Annotated in this window: 17 protein-coding genes; 11 read left to right on the top strand and 6 right to left on the bottom strand. The window is 45.4% G+C overall.

Translation table 11 applies throughout. The features are described 5' to 3' along the window. On the top strand, positions 1-498 hold a 498-nt coding region (locus QUA77_RS05495; RefSeq protein ID WP_333449500.1), incomplete at its 5' end, for an IS630 family transposase. On the opposite strand, the gene QUA77_RS05490 is transcribed toward QUA77_RS05495, so the two are convergent. Further along, positions 495-1028, bottom strand: a complete 534-nt coding sequence (locus QUA77_RS05490; protein ID WP_333449499.1) for an acyltransferase — start codon at positions 1026-1028, stop codon at positions 495-497. The two genes, QUA77_RS05495 and QUA77_RS05490, sit on opposite strands and share 4 nt — an antisense overlap. A gap of 420 nt (positions 1029-1448) precedes the next feature. On the opposite strand from QUA77_RS05490, the gene QUA77_RS05485 reads away from it, so the two are divergent. The 8 genes from QUA77_RS05485 (at position 1449) to QUA77_RS05450 (ending at position 10041) form a co-directional block, all read left to right on the top strand. Further along, a complete protein-coding gene (locus QUA77_RS05485) occupies positions 1449-2645 on the top strand; it encodes a glycosyltransferase family 4 protein (protein WP_333449498.1) in 1197 nt (398 codons plus the stop codon). Continuing rightward, on the top strand, positions 2642-3793 hold the full coding sequence (locus QUA77_RS05480) for a glycosyltransferase (protein ID WP_333449497.1): 1152 nt from the start codon (positions 2642-2644) through the stop codon (positions 3791-3793). Before QUA77_RS05485 ends, QUA77_RS05480 begins: the two co-directional genes overlap by 4 nt. 10 nt (positions 3794-3803) lie before the next feature. After that, entirely contained in the window at positions 3804-4751 is a 948-nt protein-coding gene (locus tag QUA77_RS05475; protein WP_333449496.1) for a GDP-mannose 4,6-dehydratase, read from the top strand. Between the two features lie 344 nt (positions 4752-5095). Then, a complete protein-coding gene (locus QUA77_RS05470; protein WP_333449495.1) occupies positions 5096-5782 on the top strand; it encodes a sugar transferase in 687 nt (228 codons plus the stop codon). Between the two features lie 13 nt (positions 5783-5795). Further along, positions 5796-6896 (top strand): DegT/DnrJ/EryC1/StrS aminotransferase family protein, encoded by a 1101-nt coding sequence (locus tag QUA77_RS05465; RefSeq protein ID WP_333449494.1) that lies wholly within the window; start codon positions 5796-5798, stop codon positions 6894-6896. Positions 6897-6913: 17 nt separating this feature from the next. After that, entirely contained in the window at positions 6914-7786 is an 873-nt protein-coding gene (locus tag QUA77_RS05460; RefSeq protein ID WP_333449493.1) for a phytanoyl-CoA dioxygenase family protein, read from the top strand. Positions 7787-7791: 5 nt separating this feature from the next. Further along, positions 7792-8868, top strand: a complete 1077-nt coding sequence (locus QUA77_RS05455) for a GNAT family N-acetyltransferase (RefSeq protein ID WP_333449492.1) — start codon at positions 7792-7794, stop codon at positions 8866-8868. 36 nt (positions 8869-8904) lie between these two features. Next, the gene (locus QUA77_RS05450) at positions 8905-10041 is read left to right on the top strand and encodes a DegT/DnrJ/EryC1/StrS family aminotransferase (protein WP_333449491.1); all 1137 of its coding nucleotides are present in this window, start codon (positions 8905-8907) and stop codon (positions 10039-10041) included. A gap of 132 nt (positions 10042-10173) precedes the next feature. Here QUA77_RS05450 and QUA77_RS05445 read toward each other — a convergent pair whose 3' ends face one another. Next, positions 10174-11472, bottom strand: coding sequence for a HEAT repeat domain-containing protein (locus tag QUA77_RS05445; RefSeq protein WP_333449490.1), 1299 nt, complete (start codon positions 11470-11472; stop codon positions 10174-10176). A 228-nt stretch (positions 11473-11700) separates the two neighbouring features. Between QUA77_RS05445 and QUA77_RS05440 the strand changes: the two genes are divergently transcribed. After that, positions 11701-12570 (top strand): lipid kinase, encoded by an 870-nt coding sequence (locus QUA77_RS05440; protein ID WP_333449489.1) that lies wholly within the window; start codon positions 11701-11703, stop codon positions 12568-12570. Between the two features lie 91 nt (positions 12571-12661). Here QUA77_RS05440 and QUA77_RS05435 read toward each other — a convergent pair whose 3' ends face one another. From QUA77_RS05435 to hemW, 4 genes are all read right to left on the bottom strand, one after another. After that, complete coding sequence (locus tag QUA77_RS05435) at positions 12662-14227, bottom strand: FAD-dependent oxidoreductase (protein ID WP_333449488.1); 1566 nt, start codon at positions 14225-14227, stop codon at positions 12662-12664. Positions 14228-14488: 261 nt separating this feature from the next. Next, entirely contained in the window at positions 14489-14761 is a 273-nt protein-coding gene (locus QUA77_RS05430) for a DUF1830 domain-containing protein (protein WP_333036418.1), read from the bottom strand. A gap of 167 nt (positions 14762-14928) precedes the next feature. After that, positions 14929-15147, bottom strand: a complete 219-nt coding sequence (locus QUA77_RS05425) for a hypothetical protein (RefSeq protein ID WP_333036417.1) — start codon at positions 15145-15147, stop codon at positions 14929-14931. Positions 15148-15373: 226 nt separating this feature from the next. Further along, complete coding sequence (gene hemW, locus QUA77_RS05420; protein WP_333449487.1) at positions 15374-16741, bottom strand: radical SAM family heme chaperone HemW; 1368 nt, start codon at positions 16739-16741, stop codon at positions 15374-15376. 375 nt (positions 16742-17116) lie between these two features. Between hemW and QUA77_RS05415 the strand changes: the two genes are divergently transcribed. Beyond that, positions 17117-18196 (top strand): PIN/TRAM domain-containing protein, encoded by a 1080-nt coding sequence (locus QUA77_RS05415; RefSeq protein WP_333036414.1) that lies wholly within the window; start codon positions 17117-17119, stop codon positions 18194-18196. Positions 18197-18565: the final 369 nt, after the last annotated feature.

Genomic DNA, 18565 nt, shown 5'->3' with positions numbered 1-18565 from the left:
AAAATTGATTTATACTATTTGGATGAGTCCGGATTTTGTGGCATCCCTTGTGTCCCTTATGGATGGCAAGATATTGGTGAATATTTGTCAATTGATAGTCGTAGAACTAAGCGTTTAAATGTCTTGGGAATCATGAATCGGCAAAACAATTTTCATGCTTATGTTTCAGAGCAAACTATTAATTCTGATGTAATCATAGCCTGCATAGATACTTTCTTTGCTGTGGTGGAGCGGCCAACAGTTATTGTAGTAGATCAAGCTTCTATTCATACTAGCAATGCCATTTTCGAGAAAATTGAAGAATGGAAAGAACGCGGTTTAACTATATTTGAATTGCCTACTTATTCACCTGAATTGAATTTAATTGAGATTTTGTGGCGGTTTATCAAATATCAATGGCTCGAAATAGATGCCTACTCTAGCTGGCAATCTCTTGTTTCATCTGTAGAAAGAATTCTTAAAGAATTTGGAGATAATTATGTAATTAATTTTGCTTAACTACTTAAAAGGCATCCAATTACTTTTGCAGGATTTCCGGCTACGATAGTGTGATCCTGAACATCTTTGGTAACAACAGCACCTGCTCCAATTACGGAACCCCGCCCTACATATCGAACTTGTGGGAGGACAATTGCTCTGTAGCCTATCCAAGCACCTTGACCAATAACCTTCGTACCTGGTGAATAAATTTCACCTGCTCTGTTTTCAGGGTCATTATAATTATGAGTATTACCGAGCAGACATACATAATCTGCTAGAGTCACAGCATCCTCTATGACTACGTTCTTTCCAATGTCACAGTATTTTCCAATAAAAACTTTGTCCCCAATCTTAACATTTTCATTGATTTGAGTATGCCAACGAATAGTTACCCAATTTCCTATCTCTATAGTTCTTCTACTGAGAAACCGAACTTCATGCTCTATAGTGATTGGAAAACCGCAGGAGCGCAAAAATAACTTAAGGAACAAGCCACGAAAAATACCAATCACCTTTCCTAGTGTTATCTTTTGCTTAAATACAGACATCTTGACCATTGGTACAGTTTCCTAAATATTTTAAACAATCAATATAAATATAACTGATGTTACGATCTCTTAGCAAAATTCACCACCTTCACAGGGCTGGCTTCTTTGATGGCAGGATCGGTGACGCTCTAATTGTTATAATTTTTACATAATCTGTAGTCCTTATCCCAATTGGTGAACCTATCAACGACATTCCGTTTAATAATACGGTCATCTAGGTCTTTCTATTTCCATTGTTGCTCCATTAGATCCTGCTTCAGTAAATGAATATTTGTAAATTTTATATAAATAACTTACCTGAACATACAGGCTATGCTATAAAAATTATGTCATTACTTAATTAAAAAATATTGATCGCAAAAAAACTCACCAAAGTTAATTTATTATTATGAATAAATGAATTTTAGGGGTTGTCAATTTATGAATGTTGTTGTTGCTCTCGAACATCGATTCGATCGCACTCCCGACGGAAAGGTGTGGACGCAGGTAGCGTTTCCACATTCCTTCTGGATGCGTTACTTGGAAGTTTTCGATCGCGTGCGCGTGGTGGCCAGGGTTCAAGAAGTTGCTTCAGTTTCTGGCGACTGCAAACGCGCAGACGGCGAAGGGGTTTCCTTCGCAGCCGTACCATACTACATCGGCCCTTGGCAGTACCTCCAGAAAGTCTCGCAAGTCCAGCGTGTCGCCAGAAATGCAGTGGCAGCAAACGATGCGGTAATTCTGCGGGTTGGTTCGCAGATAGCTTCTTGCATTCAACCGATGTTAAGCAAGATAAATCATCCGTATGCCGTAGAAGTCGTAGCCGACCCCTATGATGTCTTCGCGCCCGGTGCAGTTAAACATCCCTTGCGCCCGTTCTTCCGCTGGTGGTTTCCACGCAAGTTGAGGCATCAATGCGCTGGGGCTTGTGCTGCTGCCTACGTTACAGAAGGTGCCCTGCAACGCCGATACCCTTCTGGGTCTGGGGCGTTTTCAACCCACTATTCCAGTGTTGAATTGCCAACTTCGGCTTTTGCTGCTGCACCCCGTTTTGACGATCGCGACAAGCAATCTTTCACCCTGGTTAGTGTCGGTACGCTGGCTCAACTCTATAAAGCCCCAGATGTCCTAATTGATGCTGTAGCTTCCTGCGTGCAGTCGGGATTAAACCTGAAGTTGGTTTTGGTAGGAGATGGCAAACATCGGTCAGAATTGGAGGCGCGATCCCAAGCCCGCGGTATAGCAGATCGGGTTTGTTTTCTCGGCCAATTGACTGCTGGCGATGCTGTACGCGCCCAGTTGGACAAAGCAGAGCTTTTCATCCTACCTTCCCGCCAGGAAGGCTTACCTAGAGCAATGGTCGAAGCGATGGCCCGATCGCTCCCGTGCATCGGCTCTACGGTAGGTGGCATTCCCGAACTGCTGCCGCCGGAAGATCTTGTACCCCCCGGTGATGCGACTGCTTTGGCTCATAAAATTCGCGAAGTGGTGACGAATCCAGAACGCATGACTCGGATGTCGGCCCGCAACCTGGAGAAAGCCAAAGAGTATCGAGATGAAGTGCTGCGGGAAAGGCGGAATCAACTTTACCGCTTCGTTCGAGAGCAAACAGAAGTTTGGTTGAGAGAAAAAAAATGAACAAACTGTTGATAGTAACGACCATCGCACCAACTCTCCGCGCTTTCTTCGCACCCATTGCCCGCCACTTGCGCGAGATCGGTTGGCAGGTAGACGGGATGGCCAAAGGAGTTTCGACTTGTCCAGAATGCTTGCAGGCATTCGATCGCACCTGGGAAATCGACTGGTCCCGAAACCCCACCGCGCCGCAAAATCTGCTAGTTGCGCCGCCACAAATCCGAGAAGTGCTAGCACAGCAAGCCTATAACCTGGTAAATGTTTCCACCCCCGTAGGGGCGTTTGTCAGTCGTTATGTTCTCAATGATTTGAGAAAGCAGGGAAAACTCAAGGTGATCTATACGGCCCAAGGTTTTCACTTCTACAAAGGAGGTTCACCGCTCAAAAATGCAATTTTTCTGGGGCTAGAAAAGCTTGCCGGGCCTTGGACTGATTGCCTAGTTGTGGTGAACCGCGAGGATGAGGAAGCGGCCAAACGCTGGCTGGTTCCTCCTGAACGAGTCCGTTATATACCGGGAACTGGGTTAAATGTCGATCGCTACAACCCCTTGGAGATTCCTGAAGCAGAAATCCTGCGAGTGCGCCAAGAATTGGGAATATCACCGGATACGCCACTGTTTTTGTCGGTTGCTGAGCTGATTCCCCGCAAGCGCCCCCACGACGTTTTAAAGGCTTTCGCTCGTTTGGGAAGACCAGAGGCACACTTAGCCTTTGCGGGCCAGGGACAAATCAAGGAGATGCAGCAGTTGGCATCTGAGCTAGGAGTGGAAAATCAGGTGCATTTTTTGGGGTTTCGTCGGGACATTCCTGTTTTGATGCGGGCCTCAGCAGCAACAGTCCTGGCTTCTGAGCAAGAGGGGCTTCCCAATTGTGTCATGGAGTCGCTGTGCCTGGAAGTTCCGGCGATCGGTACAGATATTCGCGGCACTCGGGACTTGCTCGAAGGAGGTTGCGGCCTTCTTGTCAAGTTGGGAGATATCGACGGGTTGGCTCAGGCTATGGCTTGGGTGCTCGATCGCCCGGTCGCAGCTCGCGAAATGGCACAGCGCGGTAGTAAAAGCATACTTGCTTACGAACTTCAGAACATCCTGAAGCAATACGAGGCTTTGTACGCTGAAATCAACAATCAACAATTAACAATTAACAATTAACAATTAACAAATGAGTAATATAGTTACAGGCGCGGCAGGCTTTATCGGCTCTCACTTAGTAGAAACTCTGTTAAAGCAAGGTGAGAAAGTTATCGGCATTGATGAAGTCAACGATTATTACGATCCCGAATTGAAGAGAAAAAATCTCGCTCATTTTGCCAAACATCCAAATTTTCAACTGATAGAGGACAATATTTTATCTTTGGATTGGCGTCCGCTCTTAGCTAATACAGAAGTCATTTATCACCAAGCAGCGCAAGCAGGCGTCCGCGCTAGTTGGGGAGAAGGTTTCTGCCGCTACACCGATCGCAACATCAATGCAACTCAGGTCCTCTTAGAAGCAGCAAAAAATGCACCGCAACTGAAAAGATTTGTGCTAGCTTCTTCTTCTTCGGTGTACGGCAATGCTGAAACTTTCCCTACCAGCGAAACTGCCTGTCCTCAACCAGTTTCTCCCTACGGAATTACTAAGTTAGCCGCTGAACGTTTGTGTTCGCTTTATTATCACAATTTCGGCGTTCCGGCAACCATGTTGCGCTATTTCACCGTTTACGGGCCTCGCCAGCGTCCCGATATGGCATTCCACATATTTTTTAAATCAATTTTGCGCGGCGAAGCGATTTCAATTTACGGAGACGGACAGCAAACCCGAGACTTCACGTTTATCAGCGATTGCATTGCTGCTAATGTAGCTGCTGCTAAAGTTCCAGAAGCTGTGGGCGAAGTTTTCAACATAGGAGGGGGAAGTCGAGTTGCTTTAGCAGAAGTTATTCACACAATGGAAAATATTGTCGATCGCCCGATTCGCATCAATTACCTAGAATCGAGCAAAGGAGATGCGCGGGATACTAGCGCTGACGTATCCAAAGCTCAGAAAATATTGGGATATCAGGCACAGGTTTCTTTGAGGGAAGGATTGAGGCAAGAATGGGAATGGGTGCAGTCTTTGTATGGTTAGGGTGTACTGAATTAATAAACGCTTAAAAAAAGCTTGTAGTCAGGATTTTAGTCCTCAAAATACTAAAGTCCGTAGCTCGGATCGCGCTCGTGTCAAGGTCGATTAGTCGGACATAATATTACAGGTTGGACACAGGTCAACGATCGCACACCCCTTGATCTTACCTACTTCATCGTTAAGTTATGTAACAGTAAGCGAGCGTCCCAACCAGAGGTTCACAAAGGCTTCATAAAACACCGAAGTTATTTAAATTTTCTGTAAAGTTGACAGAACTCGTTACCGTATAAACCCGGATACTGCAAGAATCAGGGAAGTACAGTAAATTGCTGTTGGGGTGTAGAATCATGAGTATTGACGAATTACTACCGCTCAAATCAGACTCACAAATATCGCAACTTCATCAACGAGTAAATTCCAAAAAAGTCAGCCAATTGGTTAAGTGGGTATTAGATAGATTATGTGCAGCGATCACCCTTTTGGTTTTCTCTCCCGTAATCTTAATGGTGGCGATCACCATTTACATCCGCATGGGCGGGCCCATCTTTTTCTGCCAACCCCGTCCCGGTAAAAACGGTCGGGTTTTCAATTTCTACAAGTTTCGCACTATGACAAGCGATTGCGACGCTGATGGCAATTTGCTGCCCGACGAACAGCGTCTCATACCCCTCGGTCAATTTCTTCGCAAAACAAGTCTGGACGAACTTCCACAACTATTGAACGTTCTCAAAGGCGACATGAGCTTTGTTGGGCCTCGCCCCTTATTAGTACGATATCTAGAACGCTACAGTCCAGAACAAGCGCGCCGCCACGATGTTATGCCCGGAATCACCGGTTGGGCCCAGGTAAATGGTCGCCGACTTCTAGATGAAAATTGGCCGGAGAAATTCAGGCTCGATGTTTGGTATGTCGATAATTGGAGCCTGTTATTAGATTTAAAAATACTTTTCCTAACAGTCTGGAAAGTCTTGGGGCAAAAAGAAATTAGTCAAGAAGGCCACGCTACCGGTGAAGAGTTTAAAGGTAATGAATGAGGTATTACAATCAATGATAGCAAGATGGGAAGTCGGCTCAGAATTTCATTGGTCGGATGATGCCTTGACACCACCATCATCATCGGAAAATTTATTCCCCGAAAACTATGAACTATTTTCCACAGCTACGGGCATTCTATTAGCTGTTGAGCGTTTTTTGAAAGGATCTCGGGAAGGTCGATTAAGGCTGCATTTACCGACATATTACTGCATGGAAGTTGCAGCCAAAATTAGTAAAGTTTTCGAGCTTTGTTGGTATCGCGATTTGCCCACAGAAACAGTCCCAGATTTTAACTCCCTTCGCCCCTTACCGGGTGATTTAGTATTGGCAGTTAATTTGTTTGGGGTCAAAGAAGGAAAACCTTGGCAAGATTGGCTGACTCAAAATCAAGATATTATCTTAATTGAAGACCACAGCCACGATCCTTTCTCGCTTTGGGCGCAGCAAACTACCGCTCATTATGCAATGGCATCCCTGCGTAAAACACTGCCGATTCCAGACGGAGCGATGATTTGGTCTGGGAAAAAAATGGAACTGCCTCGACCTTCTAAACCGGAATCATCGGCAGCAGCCCAAAAACTCACCGCTATGCTGCTAAAGCGAGCGTATTTGATGGGTGCGGATATTTCCAAAGATAGCTATCGAATCCTGCAAATGGAAGGAGAGGAGCATCTAATCAATGATGGCGATCGGTCTATTTCCACCCTCACAAACAATGTACTCTTAAGTTTAAAAATTTCCGAAATGAGGCAACAGCGGGCAACCAACGTCAAAGATTTTTTAGAGATGCTATTAAAAAATCAACAGGAAAGTTACCAACCTCTATTTACAAATTGGTCTTCCGGTTCGGTTCCCTTTAATAGCATCTTACTCTGTAAAAATTCTCAAATTAGGGAAGAACTGCGCCGATTTCTGATAAGTAAAAACATTTTCGCTCCTGTTCATTGGCCTCAACCGCCAGACCAATTGTCGGGTAACGATCCGAAGGCTTTCGATTTATCAAATCGCCTGCTGACTGTTCCCACAGATCATCGTTATTCCTACAACAATATTACCCAAGTAGCAGCAAAATTTGCTGAATTTTCCCAACTGCAACCAAGCGCTAGTTATTAGTCAGGAGTAAATCAAAGATGGAGACTTTTACCCAACATCTTACCGCAGAACAGATAGCTCTTTTACCCACAGAAGAAGATGTTGCTTTTTACGAAGAACACGGCTGGTACATCTCAAAAAAAGTCATCCCCGATGAAATGATTGAAGAGGGAATACTTGGCTGCGAAAAGTTCTACCGGGGAGAACGAGATGCGGTACTTCCCCTCAGTGGCGGATACTGCAACTGGAAGCCGGAAGATGGGGACGTTACGCGCAATAACGAATTCATTTCCTTGCAAAGCAAGCTGCTGCGAAAATTTGCCCTTCAGCCAATTATTGGCGCGATCGCCGCACGACTTGCCAGAACCAAACAAATTCGCATTCTAGACGATCAAATCATCTGTAAACCACCCAAAAGCACTAAAACCACCATCGGCTGGCACGTCGATCGCGCTTACTGGTCTACCTGTACCTCCGACAACTTACTTACCGCTTGGATACCTTTCCAAGACTGCGATGAGTCTCTGGGGCCGATCGCCGTTTTCGACGGTAGCAACAAGTGGCCGGGACTCGAAAATATGCGCTCCTTCAACAACCCAAACCTCGAAGAAATTGAAGATAAATTTCACCGAGAAGGACGGAAAATCGTTAAATTGCCAATGATATTAAAGAAAGGTCAAATCAGCTTTCATCACTGTTGGACAATTCACGGCAGCTACCCTAACACCAGCAATGTCTTCCGCTTGGCAATGGCAATCCACCTACAGGACGAAGCCAACCAATATCGATCTTTTTGGAACCAAAAAGGAGAAAAAGTTCAAATCCCTAACGAACTTTTGTGCCGTAAATTGCCCAACGGCGATCCTGATTTCAGCGATCCGGCAATATTTCCCATTGTGTGGTCGGAGTAAGACAAATGAACGTTCAAATTATTGATTTATTAAACCCATTGTGGCGGGAAACATTGCAAAAAGTGCGCCACGATACCTACCATTTGCCTGAGTATGTGTTGGCAGAAGCAAAAAGAACCAAGACAACTCCTGAAGCTTTTTTAATGGTTGATGGCGAAAAGATTTTTTTCCTGCCTTATTTGCTGCGTCAATGCGATGATATACTGCCCACAAAATCAACCGCACAGGGAATTTTTGATGCGGTGTCGCCCTACGGGTATCCCGGAATTTTATTAAGTGAGGCCGCAGCTAGCACGCCTGGGTTTCCAGATTCGGCGATCGATGAGTTGAAGCGGACATTCAGGAGCAAGAATATATGTGCCGCTTTTTTTCGGCTTCATCCCATCCTCAACGACAACATAAATCAAATATTTAAACCAGGCACTGTCACTGAGAATGGCATCACGGTATCCGTTGACTTAAAACTTTCTGCCTCTCAAATTAAATCGCGTACTAGAAAAGGTCATAAAAGTACAATTAATAAGTGCAAACGATTGGGTTTGACGACAAGAATAGTTCCTTATTTAGAATATCTCAATGAATTTATGGCAATTTATGAAGAGACTATGGGGCGCGTTGAAGCCAGTCAATCTTATTATTTTGGACGCAGTTATTTTGAAGATTTATCAAAATTAGGCGACGGCATTCATTTATGCCTTGTAGAAAAGGGAGATCAAATTGCCAGTGCTTGCTTGTTTCTGGAATGCGGTGGCATAGTTCAGGCTCACCTCGGGGGAAGCAAAACCGAGTTTTTGAGCGAGTCTCCTTTTAGTTTAGTATTTGATTACGGCAGATACTGGTCTCAAGAACGAGGCAATGAGTTTTTTCACATGGGAGGTGGTGTGGGAGGATCAAATCAAGATAGTCTCTATATATTCAAGTCTGGGTTTTCTCAACAAAGGCATCTTTTTTTTACAATGCGTCTGATTACAGATGAAGAAAAATATTATCATTTGGTAAAATTGCGGGCAAGCGCTTTGGAGACGGATTCTGCAACACTGCTCAATTCAGGGTTTTTTCCTGCCTATCGTGCTTTACCATAACAGCAAGCTCGTAGTAAATAAGCCTGGTTAGAAGTCATGCTCAAACAAATCCTCCTCTCAACACCTCACATGGGTTCCCTCGAACAGGAGTTCGTCAAAGAAGCCTTTGATACCAACTGGATCGCCCCCGTCGGCCCCCATGTAGACGCTTTCGAGCAAGAATTCTGCCAAGTAGTTGGCGCTAAACACGCAGCGGCTGTTAGTTCCGGTACCGCAGCTTTGCATTTGGCTTTACAATTAATTGGTGTCGGTTCGGGAGATGAGGTTTTTTGCTCGACTCTGACTTTTATTGCAACTGCTAGCCCGATTACTTATTTGGGCGCAAAACCAGTTTTTATTGATAGCGATCGCACTTCTTGGAATCTGAACCCCGATTTGTTCAGAGAAGCGCTTGACAAACGAGCAAAAATTGGTAAATTACCCAAAGCTGTGGTTATCGTACACCTCTACGGTCAAAGTTGCGATATCGACCCAATTGTGGAAGCTTGTAATGCTTATGAAATTCCCCTAATAGAAGATGCGGCCGAATCTCTAGGGGCTAGCTATAAAAACCGATCGCCTGGAACATTTGGTAAAATCGGCATTTTCTCATTCAACGGCAATAAAATAATCACCACTTCCGGCGGCGGAATGTTAGTTTCCCATGACCAAAAACTGGTAGAAAAAGCTCGTTTTTTGGCAACACAAGCCCGCGACCCCGCTCCTCATTACCAACATTCAGAAATTGGCTACAATTATCGTCTCAGCAATGTTTTGGCGGGAATTGGTCGCGGTCAATTACGGGTTTTGGAGGAGCGAGTGGAAGCGAGACGACGCAATTTTGACTTTTACAAACAAGCTTTAGGAAATTTGCCGGGAATCAAATTTATGCCGGAAGCTGCTTTTGGAAAAGCTACTCGGTGGCTGACTTGTTTGACGATCGATCCGGCAGCTTTCGGTGCAGATAGAGAAGAAGTTCGCTTAGCGCTTGCTCAAGAGAAAATAGAAGCGCGTCCGGTTTGGAAACCTTTACACTTACAACCAATATTTGCTGATTGCGAATGTATTGAAGGTGCGGTGGCGGAAGAGTTATTTGAGTACGGGCTTTGCTTGCCTTCTGGCTCTAATTTAACTGATGAAGATTTAGAGCGGGTGATAAGTGCGATCGCCCAAATTCACAAAGAAAATCGATGATATAGCCCAAGGAAGTTCGGCAAGAGATTCTGTAACCGATGTAACGGAGACAGGAAGAAGAAAGATGCGATCGCTATTAGATGCCCAGCAGCTTCTTCAAGAAGTTAGGGATTTGGGTATTCTGTCTTTTGATTAATTTTCTTGCCATTCTTGCAGGGCGATCGCAATTCCTTGTTTCAATCTTGGTTCGAGACTCTCTTGTTTCACTAAGTTTTCTAATTTCTGCCTGGCCTCGGCAGCACCTAGCTGTTTGAGCGCTGCCATGCAGTGCAGCCTGACGCTGCTGTCTGCGTCGCCCAACATTGAAATCAGAGCATCTAGCCCTCTCATATCTCCTAATTTTCCTAAACCTAAAGCTAAAGATTTTTTGCTAACTGCCTCCTGCACTGCCGGATGATCTGTTCTCAACAAATCAATCATAATTTCAGCAGCAACAGCTTTTAATTCCGGCTTTTCTACTCGCCCTAAAACAGTGACTATCTCTTGATAAACAGTAGAATTTATGTTAGTAAATTGGGTTATTAAGGTCTGATGCAAATATGCTAAAGCGGTTGCAGTTTCCATCCAGCTTAGGGCGCGCACAGTTTCGATTTGCAATTCAACCGGAGTTAGGGGCGATCGCAGCAATTCAAATAAAGCAGCCGCTGCAGCATCGGTTTTCACTCGCCCGATCGCGATCGCCGCTTGCTGACAAACTTCTAATCGAATGTCCGAAAGCAACGGTTTGAGCAAGTTAACTAAATCTAATTCTGCGTCTAAATATGCGCGCACCCCGAGAGCTCGCACGGCTTCTTTTCTGACTCCTGTCGCCGGATCTTTGAGTGCTGCTACCAGTACCGGCGGGATGCGGGAGTCGTGAAAGCTGCTCAGGGCCTCGATTGCGTGCGCCCGCACCGCCACTTGAGAGTCTCCGACTACGCTCAACAGCGGTGGGATGGTTTCGGTGCGCCGAATTTGGGCGAGTGCTGCTGTGGCAAACTGTCGCGAGTCTTCTTGGAGTAGGAGAGTTGCGAGGGATTCTATGGCTGTCGGGCCGAAATTCCCTAGGGTTTCGGCGGCTATTTGGCTCAATTCTTCGTCGGAATTTTTGACCAATTCTACTAAAGCTTGAATCACTTCCGGGCGATCGAACTTTCCGAGAATGCGGGCAGCGAACCACCGGGGCTCGGTGTCTGCGTCTTCGTCTTCGAGTACGGCAATTAAAGGTGCGATCGCGCCATTTCCCAGATTGGGCAATACTTTAGCAATTTCCCAGCGGTCTTGAAAATCGCCCCATTCTAAGGCTTCTATTGCTAAACTGACAGCTTGCTCTAAAATGTCTTGTTCCTGCGGCTTGCCACCCTTGGCTGTCACTTGCTGCAAGCATTCGACTAACCCAGGCCAGTTTTGGTGATCGGCAGCGACTTGCGCTTTTTGTAAAAAATTATACATAATTTTAAATTAAGTTTGAGCCAGAAGCGAGATTTTTTGCTGCTAAGTCAGAGCGGGAGGGAGCTACTTTTTAGGAATCTTTTGGTACAATTATCCATTTTTTAACATTTTTGTCAATCCATCATAACTGGTAAAATGGAAGTAAAGCATTAATTTCATGCAGTTAAGGCATCAAGCTATACTTTTTGTAATTTAAAATACGCAATCTTCCTATTTAAAAATAAACAAATGAAGAAAGCTCTACTTCTAGTAAACCAGCACTCCCGAAAAGGGCAAAAGCTATTATCTCAAGCCACTGTAGAATTAGAAGCACTGGGTTTTGAGTTAATGGTAGAATCTACCGACCACGCCCACGAACTTTCCGACACTATTCGTCGCTACCAAAATCGAGTCGAATTAGTAATAATTGGGGGTGGCGACGGCACTCTCAACGCTGCCATAGAAGGTTTGATAGACACCAAGTTACCCTTGGGTATTTTGCCGATGGGAACAGCTAACGACCTAGCCCGCACTCTGGGAATTCCTACAGATTTATCAGCAGCTTGTCAAGTAATTGCTAGCGGTAAAGTTCGGCTAATAGACTTGGGTTGGGTGAACGGCCAACATTTTTTTAATGTTGCGAGTTTGGGATTGAGCGTGCAAATTACCCAGAGGCTGACTAAAAACGTCAAGCAGCGCTGGGGAGTTTTAGCTTATGCTTTTACTGCTTTGCAGACAATTTTGTCAGCGCGACCGTTTCGAGCAGAAATTAAGGTAAACAACCAATTTTTTTATGTTAAAACTATTCAAATTGCCATTGGCAACGGCCGCTATTACGGCGGCGGCATGACAGTTGCCGAGGATGCCACAATCGACGACAGGCGACTGGATTTGTACAGTTTGGAAACAAAAAACTGGTGGGAAATCATTGCTTTGCTGCCGGCTATGAAGCAAGGCAATCATACCAGTCGGCCTAACGTTCGCACGTTGCAAGCTCAAGAATTTGAGGTTAATACTAGCAAACGCCGTCCGATTAATACTGACGGTGAAATCACAACTTACACCCCTGCCAAATTCCGAGTGATTCCCCAAGCTTTAGCTGTTATAGCTCCTTCATGACTCACAACTAATATAATTATGTTGTGGAACAGGCCGGGAAGCCTTTTCATATATTAGCCACGGGCAAGATGCCGGTGCCACAATTAATCAGTTAATAATCGCCTCCAGCGCCATATTGCCACGCTTCAACTAATCGGTTAAAATAGTATTGCTGCTCCGGCGCTAATTTTTTTACCTGCGGTTCTAAGGCTTTCCCCAAAGGCTGCAATCCCGTATAAACCCCTAAATTTACATAATGAATCATCCAATCGAGCAAGTTGGCTATTCCCACCTGCGGGATAATTTTCATAACTAATCCGGGATGGCTTATTGCTGTTTTAAATAGGGTTTGGGACAAAGCCGGAAACAGCACGATATCTTGAAGAAACGGTTTGAGTACCGGTTCTCCCAACTCTTCCATTACCTGAAATACGGCAGCCAAAAGTTGATTGATTTGATTGGGGTCTATTTTTTGATTGATCGCAGCACTCATCGAACGCTGGAACAACCAGGTAACTGATAGATTCGGCTGGTAGGGTTGCAAAAGTGCGAGGGAATTTTTGCTGAGACTATCGCTTGTCAAAGCTTCCTCAATTCCTAGAGTCAAGCGTTTGAGGTGGCGCACCATTGCGCCGAAACCGCCAAAGCTGAGGGGAGATTGGCTACCGCTGCTGTCTCCGACTGGGAGTATGCGATTCCAAGGCGTTTTCAGAGGACTTTGGCGATAGCAGGGGAAGAATCCGTAGAGTGCTCTTTGGAATTTTAACTGTTCGAGTTCGACGTTTTGATATTGGGGAAGCAAGCGCAAATACTCTTCAAATAATGTTTGTAAACTGAATCTTTCTGTGTCGGCGTCTATGTAGGTAAATAAGTAGGTTGTTCGGCCGTCTCTGGCTGGAAATGCTTCCCAAAAATATTGGCACTGATTTTGCATTGGGGTGAAGGATGCAAATATATCGCCAGTGTCGTTTTTGGGGTATCCTTGAGCGCAACTGCCGACTACTAAACATACGGCGTCTGGTTTTTTGCCTTGTCTTGCTTGGCGCACAATGGGCGAAAAATGTCCCATTGCGTCTAATAATAATCGGGTTTTAAATAAATTTGTAGCAGGTTGTGTATCGGTATTTGCAGATTCTACCAGGACTCCATCCGGGTGAATGGTGGCTGTTTTAAATGGTGTATTTTCAAATAGCTTTCCTCCGGCTTGGAGAAATCGCTGTTTCAAGGTTTCTAGGAGGTAAACTGGGTCTATTCCGATGTTGAGTACGTCGCGCACCCAGATGTCGGGGGTGTTGGCAAAGCTGATGCGGGCTGGGTTGTATTCGGTGGCGATCGCCTTTTCTATCTCTTCAACAGATAGCAAATTTAGTTCTAAGAAGGCGTCTAATTCTTTGCGAGAAATGTTCCATTCTTGCTCGCGCCCTCGCAGGGTACCGCGTTCGAGCAGGGCTACCCGCCAACCCCGCACGGCTAGGGCTGTACCGATTAATATTCCTAGGGTTCCACCGCCGATAACTAAGTCGAAGTCCAGGGTTTCCAGGGGTTGTTGGCTATGTTTGACTGCTTGGGGTGCTGGTGCGGTGTTTTGTTTGAGGTTTTCCCAGAGTCGATCGACTTTTCTCAGGCCTCCGAGGGCGTCTCCTGGCAGTTGGGAGAGGATTTGTTCGGTGAGGGACATCGGGTTTTAGGATTGAAGAGTGGTGGATTTTTTATAATTTAGCTTAGATTAACATTTGCGACAGTTTCAGGGCTGACGCATGAGGGTTATAAACCCGCTTTCTACGAATTTTGCGACGAGGAACCAGAAGTATACGAAGAAACGAGGTTTTTGAGGTCGCGAGTGCGTAAGCCAACTAAGTTTTTATAATCATACAGAGAAACCCGGTTTCTGAAAAAAAACCGGGTTTCTACCCCTCGTTGGTAAGTCTAAGGATTATGTTTAATCAGCCGTGCTTAATTCTTCAACTCGCAGCCGATCGCACAAAATTCGCTCGCACACTATAGCACCCGTATCCGCACTCCTGCAAACTTCTAACTGAGCTTCCGGCAGTGCTTCAAACAAAAAACGTTCCCCCGGAAACACCGTCCTCTCAAAATACCAATTAGGAATATTTGTAATGCGAGCGATTTGCACTTTGCTAGTATTATTAAGATACCAACACAAAATGCGCGTATGACCTTCGGAAATTACCTGATTTAGTGTCAAATTCATCTTTTTAACTTGTGTGTGCAATTGTGCGAGCGATCGGCGAAGGACCTAAGCTTAGTATAGCAGCTTCCCAGTTAAAACACAATTTTTTATACATTTTTTTTACCATTTTTTTTACATTGTTTGGGTTAATTAATAAATTTCACGGGGGAAACATCAGCGCCTTCCCCCTATTCCCAAGAAGGTGCAAAAGCCGGCATTGCTAAAGTGCAAGATTTCCATCCTCCTCTAACAGGTGCGTTCAACAATTGACAGTGACCGACTGAACCTCTTGCCTGTTGGTAGTGACCGCAAAAATTACACTTGGAAGCCGGATTGCAAGCGCGCTCGCTAATCACAAGGCACGGCTGGTTTTGGGTTTGGTTGCGCTCGATAGTTAAAGTGTTCATTAAATTACTTTTTAAATGTTCAGTATTAAGTATGGCGGCTGGAGTGCAGTCGTTGCGTCTATCTCAAGGCTTACTTCGCCTTTAAGATTTGTTTAGGGATCAATAGAAAATATATTATTTTGGAGATAATCAAGCTAGGGAGCAATTGAATTTCCTTCCCATCGCATTGGCGGCCCCAGCTTTAGTGTCGATCGCGCTTGCTGGGGATATACTTCCTCAGACAGAGTTAATTATCCTCGCCTAACTTGCTGAACAAATCGGCTAAAATTGTATTAGAAAATAAAAAACCTTCGGGATCGCTCAACCTCAAATGGCCCGAAAGTGGCAGTTTCGCGCCCTCGCCTAAAGTTGCGTGAAGCGGAGCTATCGCGTAGGGAATCGCCCCATCCGCAGTTATAATTTCCACCCATCCTTGCCGCCAGTAGGGCTGCAAACAACGCCAAATTTTATCAACCGTTTCCTGAGTAAACTTTTGAGTCAGCGCCGACAGGCTAACTCCTTCTGCTAGACGCAAACCTAGCATCAGCGTTTCTAACAAAACGTCATTTTCTGAAACTTGAAAATTTGGCTCAATTGCTGGGTAAATATCGGGCTGGGTTTCCCCCCCAATTTGAGGAGTAGCTGGGGAATTGAGGCCAGACATCGATCGCACCCACTGATAATATTCTTGAGTTTTGCGAGGCCTTGTCAACCTCCGGCCTTCCACGTAACTCGCCGCCCCCATTCCCAAGCCGTAATAAGGCCGATTTTCCCAATAAACGCGGTTGTGGCGGCACTGATAGCGATCGCGAGCGTAATTAGAAATTTCGTAATGTTCGTAGCCAGCACCGGTCAGAATTTCCCGCGCTAAACGGTACATGGCAGCAGCGGTTTCATCTGCTGGTAGCGGCTGCGCGCCGGCTTCAAAGTAGCGCCCGAAAGCAGTTCCCTGCTCAACAATTAAGTCGTAACTCGACAGATGAGTCGGGCTAATTTCCACCGCCGATTTCAGGGAAGCTTCCCACTGTTCTAAAGTTTGGTGCGGCAGTCCCGAAATCAGGTCTAAACTGAAATTGACAATACCAGCCGATCGCACTATTTCCACTGCTTCAAAAATATCAGCAACTGAGTGCGATCGCCCGCAAGCTTGCAGCAAATCATCCTGAAAAGCCTGCACTCCCAAACTAACTCTATTTACTCCCGCCGCTGCATATCCCCGCAACTGTTCTAAAGTAAACGTACCCGGGTCTATTTCTATAGAAATTTCCGCCCCAGCAGCAATCCCAAATTTGCCGTCGAGAGTCTCTAAAATATTGCTCAACTGACTCACAGAAAGCAGCGAAGGCGTGCCGCCACCAAAAAAAACTGTTTTCAGAGATGCGCCTAAATTTTTTGTTTCTTGAATTTCTTGACAGAGTACGGCAACATATTGCACAATTGTGCCGGAATTATCGCCATTTTTGCGATCGCCCACCACAAAAACCGGAAAATCGCAGTAGTAACAGCGGCGGCGACAAAAAGGTATGTGCAGGTAAGCCGAAGTGGGAATGCTGGGATTTGTCGCTTGCACACTTTTTTTTAATTTAAATGTTAAATAATCTGTGGTAGGGTTCATTACATTTCAAGCCAAAAGCGCAACTTCAAATCTAAAGTTTTAATTAAACCATCATGAATAATTATGTATATTATGACATTTGCTTACCAAAAAAGCGCTGCGAACCATCGGCTCTTGTAATTTAACCTCGTACCAGTTTCGCTGCGTCACAATTCCCGAACAGCCCGCAGGGCGGTTTATTCGCACCTCGTGCCTGCTTTCGCCCCGGCGTGGTAAACGCCGATATGCTCGATCGCACATCCCTCAGAGGGTACAACCCCGAAATATAAGTTTATGAGAATCCTTGAGTAGATATAGCGAGATCCGACCAAAGCATGAAAACAAGTATCAGCACTGGAAAGATATAATAGGAATAAATTCATTAACCTAGAACTAATGCTAGACGCAATCATAATAATCTCATTCATAATCGCAGGCGGAGGTATCGGCTATTACGGAGTCGAACTCCTGCCGAGCAATCTGCTGCTGCAAGTTACAAATATACAAGGCTTAAGTTCTGTACTAGGTTCCTTTGGAGCATTAATCGGCTTCGTGATGGGATTAGTGGCTCAAACAACCTACCGCCGGCTGGAAAAACAAGTTCGCGATATGCCAGTGGAGATGTTACTGACGCGGGCGATCGGCTTAATCATCGGACTGCTAGTAGCAAACTTAATGCTGGCTCCGCTATTCCTGCTGCCAATACCCCGCGAGTTCGGCTTCATCAAACCTTTAGTCGCAGTCTTGGGTAGCGTCATGTTCGGCTTCACAGGCGTCAGTTTGACAGACACCCACGGCCGCGCTTTCTTGCGACTGATAAACCCCAAAAGCTTTGACACGGTGTTGCTAACCGAAGGTACTTTCAAACCAGCAACTGCCAAAGTTGTCGATACTAGCTGCATTATTGACGGCAGAATTGAAAACTTGCTAGAAACAGGTTTCCTCGAAGGTCAAATTATCGTGCCGCAATTCGTGCTCCAAGAACTGCAACTGGTAGCTGATTCCGCCAACGATCAAAAGCGAGTGCGCGGACGCCGCGGCTTAGATGTACTCAACCGTATCAAAGAAACATATCCAGAACGGATTCAAATTCACTCGGCTGACTACGAAGATATTGCCACAGTCGATGCGAAATTAGTCCGCTTCGCTTTGGATATCGACGGTATTTTGCTCACCAACGATTACAACTTATCGAAAGTAGCAACCGTCCAAAAACTGCCGGTTTTGAATATCAACGATTTGACTCATGCGGTGCGCCCGACTTATTTGCCGGGAGATACGATCGAACTAAAAATCCGCAAAGAAGGCAAAGAACCCTCTCAGGGAATCGGTTACTTGGATGACGGCACAATGGTTGTCGTAGAAGCAGGAAGCAGCTATGTCGGCGGCGAAGCCCGAGTCGTAGTCACCAGCGCCCTGCAAACAAGCGCCGGCCGCATGATTTTCGCCCGCCCTCAAGAGTCCGTTATTGTTTGAAACAGAGTAACAATGGCCAGGGCAATCAGAATCAAATATTGCGATCGTTGTTCCCAATCTGCCCCGACTCTCTACCCCGCCCGGTATGACGAGTCGGGGCAGTGGTTTTTTTGTGTCTTAAATGTTGGGTGTGATCGCCATTTAAAACCCACATTCCGCAGATGTGTGTGGAATTTTTTTATCAGTTGTAAAAAGTTGGAGTCAAAAAGTTTTTCCGTTTAACTTATGCGGTTTTAACGTCACGGATACCTGTCAAATCTCCCGCAATCAACTAAACTGAAATAGTTGACTTTTTTTAATAGATTTATGGCGCTTTTTTCGCGAAGTAACTTAGATTTTTAGCCAAGATAAATCCAGCCAAGAGCTAAT

It is taken from the genome of Microcoleus sp. K5-D4 (assembly GCF_036704575.1).
Taxonomy (GTDB): domain Bacteria; phylum Cyanobacteriota; class Cyanobacteriia; order Cyanobacteriales; family Microcoleaceae; genus Microcoleus.
This window is presented reverse-complemented; position numbering and strand designations above follow the sequence as displayed.